The organism is Ralstonia sp. 110700041-2 (genome assembly GCF_056280165.1).
On record NZ_JBSFAI010000018.1, the window covers coordinates 71,683 to 95,169 of the forward strand.

Below are 23,487 nucleotides of genomic sequence, written 5' to 3' on the forward strand. Positions count from 1 at the left end.
AGCGCTCAATGGATGTTCTTTATTCCTCGACCTCACTACGCACCATCAATACCGGCTTGTTGGTCTTGCGGACCACGCCTTCGGCCACGCTGCCGAGCACCAGATGCTTGAGCCCACGCCGGCCATGTGTGCCGAGCACGATCAGGTCGGTTGCGGTCTCGTTGGCTTCTGCGACGATCGTTGCGGAGATCTGCCCGGGCGCAATGGAGTTTTCGAGCAGCTTGGTCGAATGTTTGACGCCTGCGGCATCCAGCTTCTTCGATACCTCGGCAAGCGTGTCGCGGCCGTAGCCGGCGACCTGCTTGGCGTAGGCAATCGAGTCAGATCCAACCATGTCGAAGGTGATGTCGCTGCTATCGGCAACGAAGAGGGCTTCGACTTCCGCGCCCGTCGCCTTGCTGACCACAATGGCTTGGTGCAGCGCGAGGTAGGACGCGTGGCTGCCGTCGACGGCGAGCAGGATTCGTTGGTACATGGTGGTCTCCAAGGCGTTGCGCAGTCGGGCACCGCGTGTAACCAGCGTAGACAGCGTGGCGCGTGGGCTGTTGATGCGCGTCAAAGGTCTTTCGACGGCACCTGCAGGACGGCAGCGCCCGCCACGCGTCCGGCGCGGAGGTCTTCCAAGGCGGTGTTGGCGTCTTGCAGCGGATAGGGCGTGACGTGCACCCGCAACGGGACTTCCGCCGCGATGCGCATGAGCGCGAGTCCATCGGCCCGCGTCAGGTTTGCGACGGAGACAAGCTTGCGCTCTTCCCATAGCAACCGGTACGGAAATGCCGGGATGTCGCTCATGTGAATGCCGCCGCAAACCACCGAGCCGCCCTTGACCACGGCCTGCAGCGCCTGCGGCACGAGCGCGCCGATGGGCGCGAAGATCAACGCGGCGTCGAGCTGTTCCGGTGCGGGGGTGTCGCTGGCGCCTGCCCAACTGGCACCGGTGTCCAGCGCAAGATGTTGAGCCGCAGTGTCACCGGTGCGGGTGAAGGCGAAGACCTCGCGCTGCTCCGCCACGGCGATCTGCGTGATGAGGTGGGCCGCAGCGCCAAAGCCGTAGATGCCGATCCTGCGTGCATCGCCGGCCATGCGCAGCGTGCGGTAGCCGATCAGCCCCGCACAGAGCAGCGGCGCGGCGTGGGCGTCGTCGTACCGCGCGGGAATCGGCAGGCAGTACCGGGCGTCGCAAACGGCGTATTGCGCATAGCCGCCATCGCGCGTGTAGCCGGTGAAGGCAGGGTGGTCGCACAGGTTTTCGCGCCCGTGCAGGCAGTACGGGCAGACGCCGCACGTCCAGCCGAGCCACGGCACGCCAACGCGCTCGCCCGGGGTGGGCGCCGTCACGCCTTCGCCGCATGACTCGACGATGCCTACGATTTCGTGGCCGGGAATCAGGGAGGGTTTTGGGGTGGTCAGTTCACCGTCTACGATATGGAGGTCCGTACGGCAGACGCCACACGCGGACACCGCGATCCGGACCTCACCGGGCCCAGGCGTGGGCATAGGCACATCACGCCAGATCAATGGCTTTCCGGCACCTTCCATCACCATGGCCTGCATCGATTCAGGCATCGCTGTCTCCGAGGTTGGCGTGTCTGGTCAGTATGGAACAGTGCTGTGGAATGACCGCCCGGCAGTCGACCATCGACTGCGCCAGATCAATCGGAAAGCGTTGCCGCGCGTAATACTGAACAGGTCAACGCAACAGCCATTCGACTCCACTGAATGTCTTCACTGCTGTCTTTCTCGGTTGCCCTGGGCGTGGGGCTGGCGATCGGCCTTGAGCGCGAGCGGAGTCATGCCGACAGCGCAGAGCTGCCAGCGGGCATGCGAACGTTTGCGATCGGGGCGCTGGCGGGTGCCATCGCGGCAAGCCTGCCAATACCATTTGCCGTGCCCACGGTGCTGCTGACGGTCGCGGTGTTGGCGGCGGTCGGTTATCACCATTCGGCCAATGTTGATCCTGGCGTGACGACGGAATTCGCACTGGTCGCGACCACGCTGTTAGGCGCCTATGCCGTGAGCGAGCCCGAAATGACGGCTGGCCTCGGCACGGTCTTACTTGTCCTGCTCTATGCCAAAGCGGGTTTGCATCGGTTTGCCCGCACGGTCATTACCCAGCGTGAACTCGCCGATCTGCTGATCCTTGCCGTGGCGGCATTGCTGATCTGGCCCGCGGTTCCAGACCGGAACTTGGGGCCGCTGAACGCCTGGAACCCGCACACGTTGTGGCTGGTTGTGCTGCTTGTCATGCTGACAGGCAACACGGGCCATTTTGCTGCGCGATGGTTTGGAGAGCGGATCGGCTTGCCGCTGGCCGGCTTGTTCAGCGGGTTTGCATCGAGCGTGGCCACGATCACGGCCGTGGCAGCACGCGTGCGGCGGGACCATCGCCCCGTTGATGGTGCGGTTGCCGCGGCGCTGCTGTCCAATGTCGCCACGCTGGTGCAGATGCTGCTGCTGATCGCTGCCATCAACATCGACTTGTTGCGCGTGCTGGCGGCTCCGCTGGCGGTGGGCATGATGGCGACCGTGGCATGGTCGGCGCTCTGGATATGGCGCGCCAACGAGCCGCTCCAGGAGGCGCCGGAGAGTTCGGTGTCATCCATCAACTGGCGCGTCGCAATCGGCTTTGCGCTGTGGACGGCTGCCTTGCTGCTTGCCGCAGCTGCCGCGCGCACATGGTTCGGGACAGCGGCGGTGGTGGCTGTCACCGTGTTTGGGGCGTTTGCCGATGTCCATGCCGCGACCGCTTCGATCGCAACGCAGGTTGCCAGCCACACGTTGCAGACGCCGACGGCAGGCGCGCTGGTGATGCTTGCGCTGACAGCCAACACGTTCTCGAAGATTGTCGTGGCCATCAGCGGAGGCCGCGCTTTTGCCGGTAAGGTCACCGCTGGTCTGCTGACCATGCTTCTGTCCAGCTGGGCGGTGTTCTGGCTTGTCGCCTGGTCAATGCCGCCCAATGCCCAGCACCCAATAGAGCGGGCACATGCGGATCAGGCCGGTCACCAGAGGGATCAGCCCCAGCCAGCCAACCCATGCTGGCACCTTGCCAAAAAATGCCAGCAGGATCATGGCGATGCCGATCAGGATGCGGACGGCGCGGTCCGCGGTTCCAACATTGGTAAACATGACAGCGCTCCTGAAGAACGGTGGGTGAACACTTAGAGAATCAAATCGGACGGCGCGTGCTGGCGGGACTGGCCAGCGTTGTCGCGACCGAGAATGCCGGCCAGCAAGGTCCATTCGCCACCCATTGCGCGGATGGTGTCGTCCAGGCTGAGCATGCCCACCAGCCGTTGCTGACGATCGACCACCGCCAGACGGTGCAGGCCGTGGCTCAGCATCGAGCGCAAGGCTTCGCTGATCACGGCGTCATCGTGGATGGTCAGAAGGCCGTGCGTCATGACTTCCGATACGGCGGTCTGGCTGCAGTCGCTGCGGCTGGCAAGGCCGTGCACCACCATGTCCCGGTCTGTCACGATGCCCACCACCCGAGAACCCCCAGCGGCGTGTTCCGTGACAAGCAGCGCCCGGGCGCTTTCGTCCCGCATCAGCCGGGCGGCTTGCTGCAGCGTCGCCGTCGCCTGGACGTGAACGATGCGGTGGGAACAAATTTCATCGACCCTCATGCTGAACTCCGATGCGCGTACGTTTTCACTATAAGAACGGGCCGGTGTCAAAGTTTGATCTCGCACAAGGTGCCATGCGCTTTCCATGACTGCACCCCGGGGGCAGCGGATAGCGGACGAGTCTATCGAGCGTTGCGCGCTGGCTCTTGAGGCAGATCAATTGGCATTGCGTGAGGCTGCAGCGAGCCAAACGCTGATGTAAATCAAGGGGTGATCCGCTTGGTGGTCCAACATGGAATTCAGCAGCCCCGATTGGGGCCGACGACGGATTCGATGGAGGCACATCATGTACGACAGGATTCTGGTAGCGGTGGATGGCAGTCCGACGGCAGACCGGGCGCTGGACGAGGCAATCCAGCTTGCACAAAAGCTCGGCTCGGAGTTGGTCATCGCCCACGTGATCGATAACTCGTACCTGATGTACGACGTTGGCTATATCGATGTCGGCGCCTTTACCGAGGCCTTGGTCAAACAAGGCAATCAAATTGTTGCCGACGCGCGTGCCAAGGCCGAAAAGGCAGGTGTGCACGTCCATAGCGTCGTGGTTGACGACCCGATCGGCACTTTCGATATCGGCACTGCCATTGAACAGGCGGCACACAACGTCGGCGCCCAAGCCCTGGTGCTGGGCACGCACGGGCGTCGCGGCTTCCAACGGTTGTTCCTCGGCAGCGTCGCCGAGAGCGTTGTGCGCCGGAGCACACTGCCGGTGCTGCTCGTCCGCGCGGAGCCGACGGAAACGTCGCACGCGCCTACCGAACCGCTAAGCAACGCCGTCATTGCCTAGTCCGGTAGCGCATCTTCTGACACGACTTCGGGATCTGACCATGAGCTACGCCAGTGTGATGGTGCATCTGGACCGCAGCGAACGCGCCATGCACCGCCTTGACCTTGCGGCCCAGTATGCCCAGGCGCACGGCGCCAAACTCGTCGGCATCTATGCGAGCTTTGCGCCAAGCCTCAGCTGGTTCTACATGATGGAGAACGCTGCGCACTATCTGGAGGAAGACCGCATCCGGCGCGACAGCATCCGGGATGCGGTGCACGCGCGCTTTCGCCTGGCGACGGAGAAGCTTGCGGTGGAAACGGAGTGGCGAGCAGTGGAAGGCGACCCCGTGGCTCTCGTACTTCGTGAAGCGCGTGAGACCGATCTTCTCGTCGTCGGGCAACGGAACCACGATGAACCGGATGAATTCATTGCCGGCGACTTTGTGGAGACCCTGATCCTGGAGTCGGGCCGCCCCGTGCTGGTTGTGCCGTATGCGGGCAACTTCACTGCATTGCCGCAGCGCGTGCTGGTGGCCTGGAGCGGCGGACGCGAATCGGCCCGTGCGCTGCACGATGCCATGCCGATGATGACGGGCACCAATGTGCACGTGCTGCAGATCACAAGCACGCAGCCAAAGCACTGGGCCGAGGAAACCACGGTGGGTCAGGTGGCGCGTGCGCTGAATGCGCGCGGTATTCATACAACGGTGGAAGAGACCGATTGCGCAGATTCCGATGCCGCCGTGGGTGAGTTGCTGCTCTCGCGAGCGGCCGACTTCAATGCCGATCTGATCGTGATGGGGGCCTACGGGCACAGCCGCCTGCGCGAACTCGTACTGGGCGGGGTGACGCGCACCCTGCTGAACACGATGACCGTGCCGGTGCTGATGTCGCACTGAGCCTCGACCTCAATTGAACCTGAGGAGATCACGATGAAGAACGATATCCAGCTCAAGCACGATGTCGAAGAAGAATTGCAATGGGACCCGGCGGTGGATGCCAGTCGCTTTGCCGTGCAGGCCAAGGATGGCGTCGTCACGCTCTCCGGCGGCGTCGACACGTTCGCCGACAAGCATGCCGCGGAAGAGGCGATCCGGCGTGTAGCCGGCGTGACCGCGCTTGTCATCCATGTGGATGTGCGGATGCCGCCGGATATGGAGCGCCCGGATGGCGAGATTGCGCAGGCGATCAGCAGCGCGTTGCATTGGAATGCATCGGTGCCGCCGGATGCTGTCCAGATCACTGTCGAGGGCGGCGCCGTGACGCTGCGCGGTGAAGTCGACCAGGACTTCCAGCGCCGTGCGGCGCTGGACACGGTGCGCAGAGTGCGCGGCGTGAAATCCGTGGCCAATGCGCTGACATTGCGCGCCGCCTCGGGCCCCGCGGATCTGAGCAATCGCATTGCAAAGGCACTGCAACGCCTGGCTGCAGTTGACGCGTCGCGCCTGAATGTTTCCGTGGCGGACGGCACGGTGACCTTGTACGGGCCGCTGCGCAACCTCAACGAGTGCCGTGCCGCCCGTGAGGCCGCATGGGATGCACCAGGCGTGCGCGCCGTCGTCGACCAGATGTGGGTTGGTTCCTAGAGGCAATCCGCCATTTCCACTGCTTTCGAAATCCCTGGAGTACGAGATGGAAAAGAAGCTGATCGTGTACTACTCGCGCACCGGCACGGCACGTCAGGTAGCCGAGCAGATGGCTGCGCAGAGCGGATGGCAGCTTGCCGAGGTGACGGACGAGCATCCGCGCGCCGGCTTCCTGGGAGATGCGCGCTGCGTCCTCGAAACGGTATTCCATGCGCGCGCCAAGTATCGCTATGAAGGTCCGCCGCTTGATGATGTCGAACACGTCATCGTGATCGCGCCCATCTGGATGGGCCACCTGGCTTCGCCCATGCGGGACTTCCTGGCTGACCAACTGCCGGGGTCCACGCACCTGTCCGTGATTTGTGTCATGGCGGCCCGCGGGGCGTTCCGTGCTGTCGAAGAAATCATGCGCATCACGGCCACCATTCCGGCGCCGGTGCTGGCGCTGTTCCAGCGTGACGTGCTCAGCGGGCTGTCGCAAGAAGAGATCGCGGGTTTCATCGAACAGGTGAAGACTGCCGGCCGGTGGGAGCAATCGAGGCAACGTCCGGCCTGGCTGTCGCCAACGGAAGCCTGAGGCCGAACCCACCGCTGGGACGTTGAATCCATTGAAGGAGACGTGGCATGAGCCGCTTTACCGAGGCGCAATGGAAACGGCTGAGGAGCTTGCTCGACGAGCAGGAAGCACGCGTGCGGCGCCAGTTGTCGGCGCTGGGCCCAACCACTGTGCCGGTGCCGCGTGAAGCGCCGTTTGAGAACGCGGATCTTGCCGATGAAGAGGTAGGGGAACAAACGAACGACGTCATGCTCGTCCGCTACCGAAGCGAGCTTGAGCAACTGAACGCTGCACGCGAGCGTATGCAGCAGCACAGCTACGGTATCTGCGTCGATTGTGGCGAAGCGATTCCGTTTTTACGCCTGCAAGCCCAGCCGACGGCCATGCGCTGTCTGCCTTGCCAAACAGCGTGTGAGCGCCGCTGGGCATAGCAAGGCGACTCTATCCAGCAGGAGCAAAGTATGAAAAGCGATCTGGGCATCAAACAGGACGTCAACGACGAACTGCTTTGGGAGCCTGCGGTGGATGCCGCAGCAATTGGTGTGGAGGTGGACAACGGCGTGGTGACACTGACCGGCCACGTTCGCAGCTACATGGAAAAGCTTGCTGCCGAGCATGCAGCCGAACGTGTTGCTGGCGTGCGTGGTGTCGTGCAGAAAATCGAAGTCCGCCTGCCGGGAGCGCATACGGACGCAGACGTTGCCCAAGCGGCCCGCGCCGCGCTTGAATGGCAGGTTACCCTGCCGTCCAACCGCATCGAGGTGCTGGTCGAAAACGGCTGGGTGACGCTCTCGGGTGAGGTGGACTGGCCCTACCAGAGCGAGCAGGCAGCGCATGCGGTGGGATCGTTGCGTGGTGTGGCGGGCCTGATCAATCGGCTGCAGATCAAAGCGCGCGTGGCGCCAGCCAATGTTGCCGAGCAGATCGGTGCGGCGCTCAAGCGGCATGCCGCGCGTGAAGCCGACCACATTCGCGTCTCCGTTCAAGGCGGGACGGTCACGCTCAGCGGCCACATCGGTTCCGCATCGGAGCGGCGTGCGGCAAAGGGCGCGGCATGGTCCGCACCTGGAGTGACGGAAGTCATCGATCATCTCCAGATCGTGCCGTAGGTAATGAAGCAGTAAAGAAAACATGCCGCCCCACCTGAAAAGCGGGGCGGCATGTTTTTTGGGGGGCGCCCCGAGCGATCAAAGCTCCATCAGTGCCGCCTTGTCGGTCAGCTCGATGTTCTTGCCGCTCACCACGATCCAGCCTTCGCGCTGAAACCTCGACAGCGCACGGCTGACGGTCTCGAGCTGCATGCCAAGGTAGCTGCCGATTTCTTCCCGGGTCATGCGCAGCGTGAAGCTGGTAGCGGAATACCCCCGGTCCTGCATGCGCGTGGAAAGGTTCAGCAGGAAGGTGGCAACACGCGCTTCCGCACTCAGCCCAGCGAGCAGCAGCATCAGCCCTGACTCGCGCACGATCTCTTCTGCCATCAATTGGTGAAGGCGATGTTGCAGTGGACGAATGTCCTGGCACAGGTCCTCAATGCAATGGAAGGGCATGGAGCACACGGTGCTGTCCTCCAGCGCAATCGCGTCGCATGTGTGCCGATCGGCGGCAATGCCGTCGAGGCCGAGCGTTTCGCCCGCCAATTGGAATCCGGTGACGTGATTTGCGCCGTTGGGGTGCGATACCACGGTTTTGAACGAACCGGACCGGATGGCATACAGCGCATGGAACACGTCGCCCGCCCGAAAAAGGGCTTCGCCTTTGGCGATCTTGCGCCAGGTGTGCACCATCCGATCCAGTTGTTCGTGTTGCGCCGATGGCACAGCGCTCGCGATACAGGCCCAGTGCATCATGCAGTTGGTGCATTGGCTGCTGGGAATCAGGGGTGTTGTCTGGCGGATCTGCGTTGCGTCGCGGACGAGCCTGAGCTGGGGAAGTTGGCGGGTTTCGACGGGTGAAGGGGACTCTATCGTGCGCGGAATCATGGGGGCGGCTCCGGAAGGCGTCTGTGGTCTTTGAACCACACATCCTCGGTGAGGTGGTGGGTGTCCGGTCACTGCGCTCCATCAAGGCCCGGTGTCCGTACGGTCAGTATCGGAGGCGCGGCGTTTGCGCGAAATCAGGCAGCGCTGAGATGGTCGTCGGGATGTGCCATGCCGCTGTCAGGATTCCCTGACAGCGGCGGCAGGGTTTTCCGGGGGGCTTCTCCTTCACACGGCTAGTACCTCCAGCCTTGGGAATGGGCTATGTTGATTGCATCCCGACCTTTTGGTGGTGCTCGGTGGCGGAGCAAGATACTCAATCCTCAAAGGCAACGCACAGGCGGCTGCTGCAGTTGCAATCCACTTCGGCCGAACTGGTGGTGGGGGTGCTGGCCGTTTTGCTGCTGGCGGCGGCAGTTGCCCGGCTGGCGTTTGCGCTTCAGGCCGGGGATGCCCCCTTCATTTTGCTGGCCTCGGCAAGTATTTCTGCGGTCATCGCACTGGTCTTCTATTGGCTGCGGCTGCGGAAGTTGCGAGCCGCCGTCGCCCGGGATCTGACGTACCTAGAAAAGAGCGAAGCGCGGCTGGCCGGCATCATCCGGTCATCAATGGAAGCCATCATTTCGGTGGACGAAACCCAGCGCATCGTGCTCTTCAATCCCATGGCTGAAACTCTGTTCGGTTGTTCAGCGCGCCAAGCCATCGGCCGCCCACTGTCAGACTTTATTCCCGAGCGGTTTCGCGGCGCGCACGAAGCGCATGTACGGCGCTTCGGGGTGACGGGCGTATCGGAGCGCCAGATGGGTAAGCAGCGCCCGCTGTTTGCCCTGCATACCGATGGGCGCGAATTCCCGATCGAAGCGTCGATTTCACAGATCGAAGTGAACGGCGGCAAGCTCTTCACGGTGATGCTGCGCGACACCACGGAGCGTGTGCGTGCGGAAGCGGCGCTGCGGCGCTCCCAGGAAGAACTGCAGCATCTGTCGGACAGCATCCTGGCCACGCGCGAGGAGGAGCGGCACCGCATCGCCCGCGAGCTGCACGACGATCTGGGCCAACGCCTGAGCGCGCTCAAGATGGACATTTCGCTGCTGGCAGCGGATCTGCAGGCCGCACGGAGCGACAAGGCGCTGATCGACCAGACCCAGGCAATGCAACACGTGATCGACGAGACGATTGTTGCCGTTCGGCATATCTCGGCGGATCTTCGGCCGCCATTGCTCGACGAGTTGGGGCTCGTGCCGTCCCTCGAATGGATGGCCAAGAATTTTCGCCAACGCTTTGGCCTGGTCGTGACTGTGCATGCGCAAGAACTGGCGATGAACGAGCGCGCTGCCATCTCGGTGTTCCGGATCGTGCAGGAGGCACTCAACAACGTCGTGCGCCACGCCGATGCCACGCGTGTTGAGATCGAGTTCTCGCAGCAGGACGACGTGCTCGAACTGTCCATTCAAGACAATGGCCATGGCTGGAGTGGGGCGCCTCCGGCGGTGGGTGAACGCAAGCCGCTGGGATTGCTTGGCATTCGCGAGCGCGCCCGGCTACTGGGCGGGCAGGCAACGATCACACATGCACCTGGTGGCGGCTTTCGCTTGAGCGTGAGCTTTCCCGCCGTTCACAAGGCCACCGAGGAGGCGCCGTCATGATTCGCGTGATGATCGCCGACGATCATGCCGTGATGCGCGATGGCGTGCGTCATATCCTTGAGCGCGCGGGGGATTTTGAAGTCGCCTGCGAAGCCTCCGACGGTACACAGGTCGTGCAACTTGTGCGTGATCATCAACCGCAGGTGATCGTGCTCGATCTTTCCATGCCGGGGCGCAGCGGGCTGGAACTGCTCCGCCAGCTGCATGACGATCACCCCAGGGTGCGCGTGCTGGTGCTGACCATGCACGCTGAAGAACAATACGTGGCACGCGCCTTTCGTGCGGGGGCGGCCGGCTACCTGACAAAGGAGAGCGCCGCCACCGAACTGGTTACCGCGCTGCAGAAGGTGGCGAACGGCGGCACCTACGTCAGCCCACCCATGGCGGAGAAGCTCGCGCACAGCCTGGGCGAGCCCAGTGAAGAGGCGGCCCACACGCGCCTGTCCGACCGCGAGATGGAAGTCTATCGCCGGCTGGTGCGCGGCGGGCCCTTGACCGAGATCGCCACCAGCCTGTGCGTGAGCGCCAAGACCATCAGCACCTACAAGATGCGGCTGATGGACAAGCTGCAGCTCTCCAGCGAAGCCGCCCTTGTGCGTTACGCGATACGCCATCGCTTGTTTTCCGACGACGATACGCTGTAGCGCATTCCCTGCTGGACGCAGCCCGGCCTTGCGACACATCAATGGCCGCCGCCCCCGAATCGCTATCGTTGATGCACATGCATCGGCCGGTCGATATCACCCCGGGGCGCACCCCTGTCTGCCGTGCATGGCCAAGGGGGCCATGTGCAAGCCATTCTCAAACTCGCCTACAAGCTGCTGGTCAATGACAAGGCCAAGCTGAGCGGCTTGCTGGTCGGCATTACGTTTGCCGTGTTTTTGATGATCGAGATGACGTCGCTGTTTGCGGGCGTGCTCAATCGGTCTTCGTCTGCCGTGTACAACATTGGCGCACGGATGTGGGTCATGGACCCGGCTGTCAATACCGTGGCCAACTCGATCGGCATGCCGGATTACGTCCTTGATGCGGTACGCAGCATTCACGGTGTGAAGTTTGCCGTGCCGCTCTATTCAGGCGGCGCGCTCGTGCGCCTGAACAGCGGAACCTATCAGCCCGTGACCGTCGTCGGCATCGACGACACCAGCCTGTTCGGCCGCCCTCGCATGCTCAGTGGCCGTATCCAGGATCTGTACGGCGAGAACGCCTTCATCGTCATCCAGGATGCCGAGTTCGGGAAGCTCGAAAACCCGCATATCGGCACGGAATTCGAAGTCAACGACCATCGAGGGGTGATCGTCGGCATTGGCGAGGTGGCGTCCAGCGGATTGTTTGGCGTGCCCACCCTGTACACAACGTACCGCCGCGCCGTGCAATACCTGCCGAGTACGCGCTACACGATGTCGTACATCCTGATTGAGCCCAAGACCGAGGCCGACATTGCGGCGATCGAACGTGCGGTCGACCGGCTCGGTTACCGCGCCCTGACCAGGGAAGAGTTCATCGGCCGCATCTCTCACTTCTATACCTACCAGACCGGGCTTGGCACCAACATCCTGCTGATGACGGTGATCAGCTTCGTGGTGGGGCTGTCGATCTCGGGGCAGACGTTCTACACGTTCATCCTGGAAAACCTCGAGCGCTTTGGCGCACTCAAGGCCATCGGGGCCAAGGGGCGCGAACTGGTCACGATGATCGTCTTCCAGGCCACGTTTGTGGCGCTGGTGGGCTACGGGCTGGGGATCGGCCTATGCGCCGCGTCGATCGCACTGGTGCGTCTTCGCATTCCAGACTACGCGGCCATGATCACCTTCACCAATCTGATGCTGGCGCTGGCCATGGTGATCGTGATTGCCGGCATATCGGGCTACATCGGGGTGCGCAAAGTGCTTCGCATCGAGCCCTTCGATATCTTCCGGGGTTGATTGTGGCCAACGTTGCCATTGCCGCTCAGGCCCTCGATAAATGGTTTGGCGAGGGCGAGGCGCGTACCCGCGCGCTCATGCAGGTCAGTTTCGAGGCCGAGTTCAACGAGATGCTGTTCATCGTCGGACCGTCGGGCAGCGGCAAGACCACGCTGCTGAGCGTGATATCGGGCATCCTGCGCCCGGATAGCGGCCGCGCGATGGTGGACGGGGTTGACATCTGGAGCCTGGGCGCCGACGCGCTGGCCGATTTCCGCCTGGGCAGGATCGGCTTCGTGTTTCAGGATTACCACCTGTTCCCGCGCCTCACCACGGTCGAGAACGTCGCCATCCCGCTGATCCTGCGGCATGTGGCCTGGGACACCGCGCTCGATCAGGCCATGCACTACCTCGATGTCGTCGGGCTGAAGAACCGCGCCCAGTTGCCGCCGGTCAAGCTCAGTGGCGGCGAGCAGCAGCGTGTGGCCATTGCACGCGCCATCGTCACGCAGCCCGACATCCTGATCCTGGATGAACCCACCGCATCGCTGGATGGCGACACCGGCCGTTCGATCATGCAGTTCGTGAAGACGGAGATCCTGAACGCGCACCGCTGTATCGTGATCGTGACGCACGACGCGCGCATCCTCGACCTGGCCAGCCGCATCCTCGACATGGAGGACGGCAAGCTGAGCCGCATTGAACACGGAGCGATGCGATGAAGATCCGATGGTTGTTTGTGCTCTCTGTGATCGGCGCGCTGGCGGGAATTGGCGCGGCGATCTACTACGCGCGGCAGCGCCCGCCGTTGCCACCCGTCTTCCAGCCGGCAGCCAATCCGTACGCGACGGGCATCTACGCCAACGGCATCGTCGAAAGCGATCAGCCCAGTGGTGCCAACCTGAACCTGTATGCCGAAGTGTCGGGCACCGTCGCGCGCATCGCCGTGCAAGAAGGGCAGGCAGTCAAGCGCGGCGACGTGCTGATCCAGATCGAAGATTCCGTGCAGCGCGCCCTGACCGCGCAACAGCAGTCGCAAGCGGATGCCGTTGATGCGCAGTTGAACGCGCTGCTGGCCCAACCGCGCAGGGAAGCGCTGGAGGTCACGCGTGCACAGGTGGGTGCCGCAGATGCCGGCTTGCGCACCGTGCAGGATCAGTTGGACAAGCTTGAAGCGGCCGCCCGGCTCAATCCCAAGGCAGTCAGTCGCGATGCAATGGACAACGCTGCCAACGCGGTACGGGTGGCACACGGCAATCTCGTTGTTGCCCAGCGTCAGTACGACCTGACGCGCGCCGGCGCCTGGAGCTATGACATCCGCACGCTGCAAAAACAGCGCGATGCCTTGCAGAAGGGCGCGGCGGCGGCAGCAGCGCTGCTCGAAAAGTATGCCGTGCGGGCGCCGATGGACGGTGTTGTCATGTCCGTCAATACAGCAATGGGCGGCTATGTATCGCCACAGGGCACCTATGACGCCTACACGCGGGCCAACGTGCCACTCGTCACGATGAGCGCCGGGCAGAACAAGCTGGCCGTGCGCGTGTATGTGGATGAGATTCTGGTGCACCGCCTTCCGCCCGGCACGGTGCAGGCACGCATGTTCGTGCGCGGCACCGACGTTAGCGTGCCGCTGGAATTCGTGCGCGTGCAGCCGTACGTGTCGCCCAAGATTCAGTTGTCCGACCAGCGCGCCGAACGCGTGGATGTGCGCGTGCTGCCGTTGCTTTTCCGTTTCAAGCAGCCTGACAAGCTGGCCGTCTATCCGGGCCAACTGGTCGACGTCTACCTGCAGGGGGCGTCGTGAAAGCGGCGGCGTGGGCGATAGGCGTCGCGCTTGTGGTTCCGGGCTGCGCCGTCGGGCCGGATTTTCATGCACCGCAGGCGCCTGGCGTCGATCGCTATCTTCGTGACGGTGAAGTTGCGCAGCCCCCCTCGGCAGACGGCGTTGCGCAGCGCTTCACGGCGGCAACCGTGCCGGCAGACTGGTGGCACGCTCTCGGTAGTCCCGCGCTTGATCTGGCCATGGAAGCCGCCATTACGGCCAACCCCGGCCTGCAGCAGGCGCAAGCCAACCTGCGTGCCGCGCAAGACCTGTTGCGAGCCGGCGCGGGCGTGTTCTACCCGCAGGTGGCGGGATCGGCCGATGTGTCACGTCAGGCAGCGGTGCCCGCCAGGCTTGGGCAGGCCGGGGTGCCAAGCCTTTTTACGCTGTGGACTCTGGGCGCATCCATCAGCTATGCGGTCGATCTCTTTGGCGGCAATCGGCGTGCCGTGGAAGCCCTGGCCGCGCAAGCGGAAGGACAAAGGTATGCGGTGGCCGCCGCCTACCTCACCTTGACCGGCAATCTGGTGAACGCCGTGATCGCGCATGCTGCCTATCGGGCGCAGATCGACACCACGCGCAGCCTGATTGCCGTGGTGCGAGAGCAGATGGAGATTGCACACGCGCAGGTCGAAGCCGGCGTCGTGGCGCATGCCAGCGAGTTGAGCCTTGCTGCGCAATTGGCGTCGTTGGAAGCATCGCTGCCGCCGCTGGAGCAGAAGCGTGACCAGGCTGCGCATCTGCAGGCCGTCTTGACTGGCCGATTTCCTTCCGAGGCAGATGCCGTAGACGTGGCGCTCAACGGGTTGCAATTGCCGGCGGACTTGCCCAGCCTGGTGCCGTCTGAACTGGTGCGCCAGCGGCCCGACGTTCTGGCCGCCCAGGCGCGCCTGCACCAGGCCAGCGCCGAGGTGGGTGTCGCAACGGCGGCGATGCTGCCCAGTCTGACCCTCAGCGCAGACTATGCCCGGATGAGCGGCCGAAGCGCTGACCTCTTTGGTGCGAAAGCCGGCGCCTGGAGCGTGGGGGCGAACCTCGTGGCCCCACTGTTTGAAGGCGGCACCCTGTATTTCCGCCGTTCTGCGTCGCGGCAGGCGTTACAGGCTGCCGATGCCGGCTATCGGCAGGTGGTGCTTGCTTCGTTTGAGCAGGTGGCCGATGTGCTGCGGGCGCTGGAACACGATGCCGTGCAGCTTGACGCACAGTTGCGCGCGCAGGCGGCGGCAAGTGCCGCACTGGATGAGATCAACGCCGACTACCGTGCCGGCGTTGCCGGCTATCTGCAGGTGCTCAGTGCCGATCAGCAATACCAGCAAGCCGTGCTGGGCACGCAGCAGGTGCGTGCACAGCGGCTGCAAGATACCGTGGCGCTGTTCCTTGCGCTGGGCGGAGGCTGGCGTGGCGCCAGCATTGAAACCCCAGTGGCGGGACATGTACAGCAAGCACCCGACTGACGACGACCGTTGAGTTGCATCAAGCCCCGACGCGCGTCCTGCGCTCTAATGGTTTGCACGTCCATGTGCTTTACCCGCAATTTCCCATGCACACCGCGCCCGCGCCGTCTTTGTCTGCCGCTGTCAGGATCAGCATGCCCGCACACGCTGCCGGGGGTTGGGTGTCGGATGCGAGGGTTGCAACTCGCCAGGCGCATGCCTGCGCGCAAGGAGACTAGCAATGCGCGGGAAGCCACGCTGGCAAGCGCTGCCCAATATGTTGTCTGCACATGCACCAGCCGACGATCTCTCGATGTGGTCGGCGCTTGCCTCGCAAGACGTGCTTGAGCGGCTCGGTACCCAGATGCACGGCCTGACGCAGGAGGGCGCTGCGCAGCGCCTGCGCGAATATGGGCTCAACCGCGTGGCCAACGGCCATCACGAGGGTGTGCTGGTCGAGTTGGCGCGCCGGTCGGTCAATCCGTTGAATCTGCTGCTCATCTCGCTGGCGGGCGTCTCGGCGGTGCTGGGCGATGTACGGGCAGCCGTACTGATTGCGGTCATGGTGGTGCTGAGCGTCGTGCTGGGCTTTCTGCAGGAGCATCGTTCGAACCGGGCGGCGGAGGCGTTGCGTCGCATGGTGCATACAACGGCGACGGTCAAGCGCATCGCATCCGACGGCGCCGAAGCGAGCCAGGAAATCCCGATCGAGCAATTAGTGCCGGGCGATATCGTCCAGCTTTGTGCCGGTGACATGGTGCCGGCGGACCTGCGGCTGCTCGGCGCGAAGGATGTGTTTGTCAACCAGTCGGCCCTGACTGGCGAGGCCATGCCACAGGAAAAGCATGCAGAGCCTTCCGAAAGCCAGCCGGCGGCAGATTTCGAACGGCCCAACCTGTGCTTCATGGGCAGCGCCGTGGTGAGCGGCTACGCGACGGGCGTGGTCCTGACTACCGGCCACCGGACCGCCTTTGGTCATGTGGCCAACCTGATTGCCGCGCAACGCGTGCAGACCAGCTTTGACCGGGGCATTACCCGGTTTACCTGGTTGATGCTGACGCTGATCCTGGTGATGGCACCCATGGTGTTTCTCATCAATGGACTGACCAAGGGCAACTGGTTCGAGGCGCTGTTGTTTGCGGTGGCCGTGGCCGTCGGCCTGACGCCCGAGATGCTGCCGATGATCGTCACGGTCAATCTGGCCAAGGGCGCCATCGCCATGTCGCGCAAGAAGGTCATCGTCAAGCGGCTCAACGCCATCCAGAATTTCGGTGCGATGGATGTGCTGTGCACCGACAAGACCGGCACGCTCACGCAAGACCGCATCATCCTCAAGCATCACCTGGATTTGCGCGGCGAGGAATCCGACCAGGTGCTGGAGTACGCGTTTCTGAACAGCTTCTACCAGTCGGGCCTGAAGAACCTGCTGGACGTGGCCGTGCTCAAGCACGTGGAGCTGGAGCAGCGCCTGGATGTGCATGCGCGTTTTCAGAAAATCGATGAACTACCGTTTGACTTCGAGCGCCGGCGCATGTCGGTGGTGCTGGCGCAGGACGACGGCACACACGTGCTGATCTGCAAGGGGGCGGTCGAAGAAGTGCTGGCCGTCAGCGCGCGTTATGTGAGCGGTGACGAGGCTGGCCCGCTGGAGGCAAGCCATCTCGAAGCTACGCGGCAACTGGCGGAGAACCTGAACGCTGACGGTTTCCGTGTCGTCGCTGTTGCGTACAGGGAGATGCCGCCCGGGCAAAGCCAGTACGCCGTGGCGGACGAGGCGGGGTTGACGTTGCTGGGGTATATCGCCTTTCTTGACCCACCACGTGATACGGCCGCGCCAGCCCTGGCCGCCTTGAAGGCCAGCGGCGTGGCAGTCAAGATCCTGACGGGGGACAACGCCATTGTTGCGCGCAAGATCTGCCGCGAGGTCGGGCTGGCCGTGGAACCGGTGGTGCTTGGCACCGAGCTGGCCGCCATGTCACCCGACCAGATGGCCGACATCGCCGAACGCGCATCGATCTTCGCCAAGGTTTCGCCCGCGCAGAAGGCGGCCATTGTCGATGCACTGCACCGCAGGGGCCATGTCGTGGGCTTCATGGGCGACGGCATCAACGATGGGCCGGCGCTCAAGGCCGCCGATGTCGGCATCTCCGTGGATAGCGCGGTCGATATTGCCAAGGAGTCTGCCGACATCATCCTCCTGGAGAAAAGCCTGGCCGTGCTGGGGGAGGGCGTGACGGAAGGGCGCAAGGTGTTTGGCAACATCGTCAAGTACATCAAGATGGGCGCCAGTTCCAACTTCGGAAACATGTTCAGCGTGCTGGGCGCCAGCCTGTTTCTGCCCTTTCTGCCGATGGCGCCGGTGCAGGTGCTGCTCAACAACCTGCTCTACGACTTCTCGCAAACCGCCATCCCGACCGACAACGTTGACGACGACTACCTCGTCAAGCCACGACGGTGGGAGATCGGCAGCATTCTGAAGTTCATGCTGTACTTGGGGCCCGTCAGTTCGCTGTTTGACTTCGCGACCTATGCGCTGCTGCTGGGTGTGTTTCACGCGTGGGCTGATCCGGCGCTCTTCCAGTCCGGGTGGTTTGTTGAATCGTTGCTCACACAGACACTCATCATCCATATCATCCGCACGGGCAAGGTGCCCTTCGTGCAAAGCCGGGCAAGTACCGCGCTGGTGTTGACCAGCATCACCATTGCCTGCGTGGGTGTCGCCATGCCATTGACATCGGTCGGGGCATTGTTCGGCTTTGTGCCGCTGCCGGCAGCCTACTGGCCCTGCCTGGCTGCGATCGTCCTGGCCTATGGGTTGTCAGCCTACGTGATGAAATCCTGGTATGTGCGCAGATACGGTCTGGACTGAACCCCGGCAAGGCTCGGTGGCGGCAGGGGCCGCACCCGTGTCAGCCAGCTCGGCGTTCGGTTTGCGAAGCAGCCCCAAGCGCGGCACGCACCTCAGCGTCCTCGACCTGAGGAAAGTCGGCGTAATACATGCCGACCGCGCGGAAACCCTGCGGCGCGTAGAGGCAGACGATCTCATCGGCCAGGGGGCGAATGTCTTCCAGGCTGTCCGGCGCCGCCACAGGAACCGCGCAGACGAGGCGTTGCGGATGGCGCTCCCGTATCGCGTGAAGTGCTGCCTTCATGGACGCCCCGGTTGCCAGTCCATCGTCGACCACGATCACAACACGCCCCTCTGCGTCATACGGGCCGCGGTTCGGGGTATACAGCGCCCGGCGCCGTCGGATGACCTCCATCTGCTCGGCGCTCTCCTGTTCGAGGTAGGTCGTATCCGCGCCAATGCGCCCTGCATAGGGCGCGATGTAAGACCAGCCGCCTTCTTCCACAGAGCCCACTGCCAGTTCGGGGTTGAACGGCGCGCCGAGCTTGCGCACCAGAACCACATCAAGCTGACCGCCGAGCGCGGATGCGATGAGTGCGCCCATCGGAACCGCACCCCTTGGAATGGCCAGCACCAGCGGGTGGGTGCCCCTGTACTTTTCCAGCGCCTGCACCAGCAGGCGCGCTGCATCCAATCGATCTTTGAATCGCACGGGGTTACCTCGCGTGTTGGTGGGGTTGGGTGGCTGCACTCAGGTGGCGAACAAACCATGCCCGTGCGAGCTCGGCCACCTGTTCGAGCGCGCCGGCCTCTTCAAAAAGGTGCGTTGCGCGTGGCACCGTCTCCAGCGCTTTCTCACAATGCATCTGGCTCAGAGCCTGCCGGTTGAGATCGAGAACGTCCAAATCGGCGGCGCCGACGATCAGTAGGGTCGGGCAGGCCAGTCTGGCCAGCGCACGTTGGCCGGCAAGATCCGGGCGACCGCCGCGGCTGACCACCGCTTCGATCGCGCAGGCGTCGTCCAGCTCGGACGCTGCCAGGATCGCGGCTGCGGCGCCCGTGCTGGCGCCGAAATACCCGAGTCGCAAACTGCGTTCGCGGGCGATGCTGCCGACCGCGTGTGTGGCTGTCTGCAGACGCCGCGCCAGAAGCGCGATGTCGAAACGGCATGATGCATGTGATGCCTCTTCGGCACTCAACAGATCGAACAGCAGCGTGCCCAGGCCGGCGGCGTGGAGCTGATCGGCAACATACCGGTTGCGCGGGCTGAACCGCGAACTCCCGCTGCCATGCGCAAAGATCACCAGGCCGGTTGCATTGCCGGGGCAGTCCAGGGTGCCTTCCAGCACTGCGTCGTCCGCCACGATGTCCATGCTGAGAGAAAGCGGTTCGGCATTCATGGAGAGAATTCCTGAAATGTGATGGCAGCCGGTGGCCGGGTTACACGCTCAGCGGCGGCTGGACGCTACCGGTCGTCTCGCGTTCGCGCTCGTTATGGACAAGGCGGGCGATCAGCCCCAGCTCGGTGGCCATGGCGCCGAGCACGTCGTCCAGGGACAGCACCCCAACGAGCGCGCCGTCGGACGTCACGCCAACACGTCGCACGCCGGACGAAAGCATTTCCTGCAACGCATCGCTCAGGCTTGCGTCGAGCGGTACGTTGAGGATGCCTCGGCTCATCACATCGGCCACACAGGTCTGTGAGGGGCTAACGCCAACCGCGACCGCATCGAGCACCATGTCGCGATCCGTGACGACGCCAATTGCGCGGGGGCCAGACGGGGTGTTCTCCGTCACGACCAGCGCACCGACATGTTTCTGACGCATCTGCTGTGCCGCCTCCTGAAGCGTGCAGGAGAGCGGGATATGGACTGCATTGGGTGAATAAACGTCCTGAACTCGCATGATGGGCTCCTTGGCGTATCGATCAGGCGGTCTTTTCAGCGCTTGCCGGAGTGTGGCGCGCCGGTCGGTTCTTCTTTGCCTCGGAGTCCGACGGAGCCATGAGGCTGAAACTGTCAAAGAATGCCTTCAGCGAATCGGACGATGCGGCGAACAACTGAGACGAAGAGGTTTGCGCTTCCGGCTGCTGCATTTGCTGAGTCCACTCCGTCAACCGACGCAGATAGGCGGCCTGCAGCTTGTTCGTGAACTCGACCCAAGTCTTCAGCGCCGTCGCACTGTGGCTCGATTGCATCTTCATGAAGATGGTTTGCGCGGAGGCCAGCGATGTCCAGTCATGCGTGCCGCTCAGCTCATGTTCCAATTCACGCACATCTTCCAACGCAGCCTCGGCCAGTTTCAGCCGGAAATGAGACAGGTCGATTTGCGTCTCGAGCATGAAGCTGGCGGTGCGGCTCATATCGCGCATGACGGCGCACGCCACGTTGCAGGCCATATCGGCGGGTTGTTGCATTGCGTTCTCCGGTGGGGTCTTGGCGGATGGTGAACAGCGCCGCCGAACGAGGATTCCAACTGCAGCGTAGGCACTCTGTGCTTGTACGCGTTGATATGGCGCAAATTGGCGGCCGCCCGTGAAACGCCATCGCTTCGTCGCTTCGTTTCAAGGCCTTTGATTGCCTGGGCCGGCCCCGGGCAAAATCACTGCCTTCTACCTTTGATGTATGGCACCACTTTGGACATTTCGCCAGGAATAACATGTGCCCGCTCGTCTACGTTGAGCGGCTCTTGTGTGGCGATCTGGGCGTCCAGCACGTGCAGGTCTGCCTCGGATGCGTCGCGCCCGCCGCGCATGCGATTGCGGATGCGCGTACGCAGCGTGTCGACGTCGGCAACACAGTCCACGATGGCCACGGCTGTCCCCAGCCGCCGGCCCAGCGAGAAGAAACGTCGGCGCTGGTGCTCGGCGAGGAATGTGGCATCCGCAATCATTGGAAAGCCAGCGCCTGCACCGAGCTTGCAGATCGCGGCGAGACGCCGATACGTACGTTCGACTGCACGTGGCAGATAGCGATCGACTGCGCGGACATGCCAGCGGCGTTGGCGCTCGACATCAGAGCGCACACGGATCATGCCTTCCGCTTGGGCAAGCTGCGCGGCACGGGTGGACTTTCCGCTGCCTGAAAGGCCATGCATGAGGAGAATGCAGGCGTCGTTTCGGCAGAGCAGCTCCCGAGACAGGGCGAGCATGCGGCCTGCCTCGCGGCGGAGCCTGGCAGCCACATCGGGGGCCCCGTCCAACTGATGGGCGCGTTCCAGCAGTACGCGAGCCCGCACGAGCGCGCGCATCGATGCGTAGAAGGGCAGTACTGCCAACCCGCCATAGTCGCCACATCGTTCGAGATAACGGTTGATGAGTCGATACGCCAGCCCGTCCAGACCTGCGGCGAGCAGGTCCATGAACAGAAAGGCGGTGTCATACATGGTGTCGATCCACCGCAGTGACGGTGAGAATTCCAGACAGTCGAACGGGGTCGGCTGGCCATCGATCAACACGATGTTGCCCAGGTGCAGATCGCCATGGCATTCGCGGATGTGGCGGCTGCGCCGGCGTGAAGCGAATGTCTCTTCGAGGCGAACTGTGTGCTGACGAAGCAGCGATACCGTGGTCGCCGCATCCAGCGGTGCATGCCCCAAGGCAATAACTCCGGCAGCGCAGTCCTCGAACGTGCGCCGAATGCCTGAGGGCGTTCCATCGTCTGAACTCGCGCTGGCGACCGGCGCGGTTGCGTGGAAGTCTGCGATCAGGTCGGCCAGCGCGTCGATTTCTTTCGGGCGAAGTCGCCCGTCACGAGCCAACGCAATCAGTACGTCCTGCTGGGCAAACCGGCGCATGCAGACTGCGTACTCACAGGGCGTGCCTTGCCCATTGACGCGGATGGCCCCCGTGGCCGGATCGTTCGAAATTGGCACTACGCCAAGGTAGAGCGCAGGGGCGAGGCGGCGGTTGAGGCGGCATTCCTCCTCGCAATCGATTTGCCGCGCAAGGAGCGTCGAAAAATCGACGAAGTCCAACTTGACCGGCTTGCGTACCTTGTACGCAAATTCTCCAGCCAGGAAGACCCACGACAGATGCGTTTCGATCATCTGCAGATCGGCCGCCGGGTGTGGATACGCTGCCGCATCGAGCATGCGACTGACCAAGGCTTCTGCTGGCTGCGCGCACGGATTGGTGGTGGCTTGTTCGGCCATACGCGGGTTTCATCTCCTGACACTGAAGATCAATATCGCGCGCTTGACGCCATGCGCCCTGACGTAGATCAACGTCCGCGCAGGGCGGTTGCCTAGCATGGAGTCATCGTCTTCCTTGGTGATTCCCATGAAAGCACTTGTCTACGAGGGGCCTGGCAAGATCACCCTGGCCGACAAGCCGAAACCGGAGTTGCAGGCACCCGGCGACGCCGTGGTGCGCGTCACGTTGACCACCATCTGCGGCACCGATCTGCACATCATCAAGGGCGACGTCCCGACCTGCGAGCCGGGGCGCACGCTGGGCCACGAAGGCGTGGGCGTGGTGGAATCGGTCGGCGCGGCCGTGACATCGCTACAGCGGGGTGATCACGTGCTGATCTCGTGCATTTCGTCTTGCGGAAAATGTGCGAATTGCCGGCGTGGCATGTACTCGCATTGCGAGACGGGCGGCTGGATCCTGGGACATCGCATCGACGGCGTGCAGGCCGAGTACGTCCGCATTCCGCATGCGGAGACCAGCCTCTACAAACTGCCGCCGGGCGTCGATGAAGAGGCGCTGGTCATGCTGTCGGACATCTTTCCGACCGGATTCGAATGCGGTGTGCTCAATGGCCGCGTTCAGCCGGGCAACAGCGTAGCGATTGTCGGCGCAGGCCCCATCGGGCTGGCCTCGCTGCTGACGGCGCAGTTCTACTCGCCGGCGCAGATCATCATGATCGACACGAACGCGGCACGGCTGGAAGTGGCCACCAGGCTGGGCGCAACGGCGTGTATCGACGTCTCCAGTGAAGGCGCCGCAGCCGCCGTGAAGCGGCTCACGGATGGCGTGGGCGTCGACTGTGCGATCGAGGCGGTGGGCGTGCCCGCGACGTTCGAGCTCTGCCAGCAACTGGTTGCGCCAGGTGGCGTGATTGCAAATATCGGCGTGCATGGCGTCAAGGCGGACCTTCACCTGGAAACCTTGTGGAGCCAGAACATCGCCATCACCACGAGGCTGGTGGATACCGTCAGCACGCCGATGCTTCTGAAAACGGTACGTGCGGGGAAGCTGCTGCCTGGGCGGCTCATTACGCACCGGTTCAGGCTCGATGACATCCTCGCCGCCTACGACACGTTCCGCAACGCGGCAAAGACGCAGGCGCTCAAGGTGATCATCTCCGCATAGGC

At 63.3% G+C, this 23,487-nt stretch carries 24 protein-coding genes and 1 pseudogene; 15 read left to right on the plus strand and 10 right to left on the minus strand.

Annotated features, from left to right (window positions below):
* Positions 1-19: 19 nt before the first annotated feature.
* Both ACUXH0_RS23095 and ACUXH0_RS23100 read right to left on the minus strand, forming a co-directional pair.
* Positions 20-475, minus strand: coding sequence for a universal stress protein (locus ACUXH0_RS23095; protein WP_004633994.1), 456 nt, complete (start codon positions 473-475; stop codon positions 20-22).
* Between the two features lie 80 nt (positions 476-555).
* Complete coding sequence (locus tag ACUXH0_RS23100; RefSeq protein ID WP_012430425.1) at positions 556-1,566, minus strand: zinc-dependent alcohol dehydrogenase family protein; 1,011 nt, start codon at positions 1,564-1,566, stop codon at positions 556-558.
* Between the two features lie 153 nt (positions 1,567-1,719).
* On the opposite strand from ACUXH0_RS23100, the pseudogene ACUXH0_RS23105 reads away from it, so the two are divergent.
* Positions 1,720-2,847 (plus strand): annotated as a pseudogene (locus ACUXH0_RS23105) (MgtC/SapB family protein); the annotation flags it as partial.
* A 99-nt stretch (positions 2,848-2,946) separates the two neighbouring features.
* Here ACUXH0_RS23105 and ACUXH0_RS23110 read toward each other — a convergent pair.
* Both ACUXH0_RS23110 and ACUXH0_RS23115 read right to left on the minus strand, forming a co-directional pair.
* Positions 2,947-3,243 (minus strand): YgaP family membrane protein, encoded by a 297-nt coding sequence (locus ACUXH0_RS23110; protein WP_407535561.1) that lies wholly within the window; start codon positions 3,241-3,243, stop codon positions 2,947-2,949.
* Positions 3,162-3,629 (minus strand): CBS domain-containing protein, encoded by a 468-nt coding sequence (locus ACUXH0_RS23115; protein ID WP_182594687.1) that lies wholly within the window; start codon positions 3,627-3,629, stop codon positions 3,162-3,164. The genes ACUXH0_RS23110 and ACUXH0_RS23115 overlap by 82 nt, the downstream gene beginning before the upstream one ends.
* A 286-nt stretch (positions 3,630-3,915) precedes the next feature.
* On the opposite strand from ACUXH0_RS23115, the gene ACUXH0_RS23120 reads away from it, so the two are divergent.
* The 6 genes from ACUXH0_RS23120 to ACUXH0_RS23145 are packed head-to-tail and all read left to right on the plus strand — an operon-like array spanning position 3,916 to position 7,648.
* Positions 3,916-4,416, plus strand: coding sequence for a universal stress protein (locus tag ACUXH0_RS23120; protein WP_004634002.1), 501 nt, complete (start codon positions 3,916-3,918; stop codon positions 4,414-4,416).
* 40 nt (positions 4,417-4,456) lie between these two features.
* Positions 4,457-5,296 (plus strand): universal stress protein, encoded by an 840-nt coding sequence (locus ACUXH0_RS23125; protein ID WP_004634004.1) that lies wholly within the window; start codon positions 4,457-4,459, stop codon positions 5,294-5,296.
* 33 nt (positions 5,297-5,329) lie between these two features.
* On the plus strand, positions 5,330-5,983 hold the full coding sequence (locus ACUXH0_RS23130) for a BON domain-containing protein (RefSeq protein WP_012430424.1): 654 nt from the start codon (positions 5,330-5,332) through the stop codon (positions 5,981-5,983).
* 46 nt (positions 5,984-6,029) lie between these two features.
* The gene (locus ACUXH0_RS23135) at positions 6,030-6,560 is read left to right on the plus strand and encodes a flavodoxin family protein (protein ID WP_004634007.1); all 531 of its coding nucleotides are present in this window, start codon (positions 6,030-6,032) and stop codon (positions 6,558-6,560) included.
* A 47-nt stretch (positions 6,561-6,607) separates the two neighbouring features.
* Positions 6,608-6,970, plus strand: a complete 363-nt coding sequence (locus ACUXH0_RS23140) for a TraR/DksA family transcriptional regulator (protein WP_012430423.1) — start codon at positions 6,608-6,610, stop codon at positions 6,968-6,970.
* A gap of 30 nt (positions 6,971-7,000) precedes the next feature.
* On the plus strand, positions 7,001-7,648 hold the full coding sequence (locus ACUXH0_RS23145; protein ID WP_004634010.1) for a BON domain-containing protein: 648 nt from the start codon (positions 7,001-7,003) through the stop codon (positions 7,646-7,648).
* Positions 7,649-7,726: 78 nt separating this feature from the next.
* On the opposite strand, the gene ACUXH0_RS23150 is transcribed toward ACUXH0_RS23145, so the two are convergent.
* Entirely contained in the window at positions 7,727-8,518 is a 792-nt protein-coding gene (locus tag ACUXH0_RS23150) for a helix-turn-helix domain-containing protein (protein ID WP_012430422.1), read from the minus strand.
* A 254-nt stretch (positions 8,519-8,772) separates the two neighbouring features.
* On the opposite strand from ACUXH0_RS23150, the gene ACUXH0_RS23155 reads away from it, so the two are divergent.
* The 7 genes from ACUXH0_RS23155 (at position 8,773) to mgtA (ending at position 18,189) form a co-directional block, all read left to right on the plus strand.
* Positions 8,773-10,161, plus strand: a complete 1,389-nt coding sequence (locus tag ACUXH0_RS23155; protein WP_004634013.1) for a PAS domain-containing sensor histidine kinase — start codon at positions 8,773-8,775, stop codon at positions 10,159-10,161.
* Positions 10,158-10,805 carry a response regulator gene (locus ACUXH0_RS23160; protein WP_182594686.1) on the plus strand — a complete coding sequence of 216 codons (648 nt, stop codon included), beginning with the start codon at positions 10,158-10,160 and terminating at the stop codon, positions 10,803-10,805. Before ACUXH0_RS23155 ends, ACUXH0_RS23160 begins: the two co-directional genes overlap by 4 nt.
* Before the next feature lie 144 nt (positions 10,806-10,949).
* Entirely contained in the window at positions 10,950-12,086 is a 1,137-nt protein-coding gene (locus tag ACUXH0_RS23165) for an ABC transporter permease (protein WP_012430420.1), read from the plus strand.
* A gap of 2 nt (positions 12,087-12,088) precedes the next feature.
* Positions 12,089-12,787, plus strand: a complete 699-nt coding sequence (locus ACUXH0_RS23170) for an ABC transporter ATP-binding protein (protein WP_012430419.1) — start codon at positions 12,089-12,091, stop codon at positions 12,785-12,787.
* Positions 12,784-13,869 carry an HlyD family secretion protein gene (locus ACUXH0_RS23175; protein WP_012430418.1) on the plus strand — a complete coding sequence of 362 codons (1,086 nt, stop codon included), beginning with the start codon at positions 12,784-12,786 and terminating at the stop codon, positions 13,867-13,869. The genes ACUXH0_RS23170 and ACUXH0_RS23175 overlap by 4 nt, the downstream gene beginning before the upstream one ends.
* Complete coding sequence (locus ACUXH0_RS23180; protein WP_137910856.1) at positions 13,866-15,341, plus strand: efflux transporter outer membrane subunit; 1,476 nt, start codon at positions 13,866-13,868, stop codon at positions 15,339-15,341. The genes ACUXH0_RS23175 and ACUXH0_RS23180 overlap by 4 nt, the downstream gene beginning before the upstream one ends.
* Before the next feature lie 220 nt (positions 15,342-15,561).
* Positions 15,562-18,189 carry a magnesium-translocating P-type ATPase gene (gene mgtA / locus ACUXH0_RS23185; protein ID WP_012430416.1) on the plus strand — a complete coding sequence of 876 codons (2,628 nt, stop codon included), beginning with the start codon at positions 15,562-15,564 and terminating at the stop codon, positions 18,187-18,189.
* Positions 18,190-18,229: 40 nt separating this feature from the next.
* Here mgtA and ACUXH0_RS23190 read toward each other — a convergent pair whose 3' ends face one another.
* The 5 genes from ACUXH0_RS23190 to ACUXH0_RS23210 form a co-directional block, all read right to left on the minus strand.
* Positions 18,230-18,880 (minus strand): phosphoribosyltransferase, encoded by a 651-nt coding sequence (locus ACUXH0_RS23190; protein WP_012430415.1) that lies wholly within the window; start codon positions 18,878-18,880, stop codon positions 18,230-18,232.
* Between the two features lie 4 nt (positions 18,881-18,884).
* Positions 18,885-19,568, minus strand: coding sequence for a dienelactone hydrolase family protein (locus ACUXH0_RS23195; protein WP_004634029.1), 684 nt, complete (start codon positions 19,566-19,568; stop codon positions 18,885-18,887).
* Positions 19,569-19,608: 40 nt separating this feature from the next.
* Complete coding sequence (locus tag ACUXH0_RS23200; RefSeq protein ID WP_004634031.1) at positions 19,609-20,073, minus strand: CBS domain-containing protein; 465 nt, start codon at positions 20,071-20,073, stop codon at positions 19,609-19,611.
* A gap of 22 nt (positions 20,074-20,095) precedes the next feature.
* Entirely contained in the window at positions 20,096-20,584 is a 489-nt protein-coding gene (locus ACUXH0_RS23205; RefSeq protein WP_012430413.1) for a hypothetical protein, read from the minus strand.
* Between the two features lie 185 nt (positions 20,585-20,769).
* Entirely contained in the window at positions 20,770-22,320 is a 1,551-nt protein-coding gene (locus ACUXH0_RS23210) for a bifunctional aminoglycoside phosphotransferase/ATP-binding protein (protein ID WP_012430412.1), read from the minus strand.
* A gap of 127 nt (positions 22,321-22,447) precedes the next feature.
* On the opposite strand from ACUXH0_RS23210, the gene ACUXH0_RS23215 reads away from it, so the two are divergent.
* Complete coding sequence (locus ACUXH0_RS23215) at positions 22,448-23,485, plus strand: zinc-dependent alcohol dehydrogenase family protein (protein ID WP_012430411.1); 1,038 nt, start codon at positions 22,448-22,450, stop codon at positions 23,483-23,485.
* Positions 23,486-23,487: the final 2 nt, after the last annotated feature.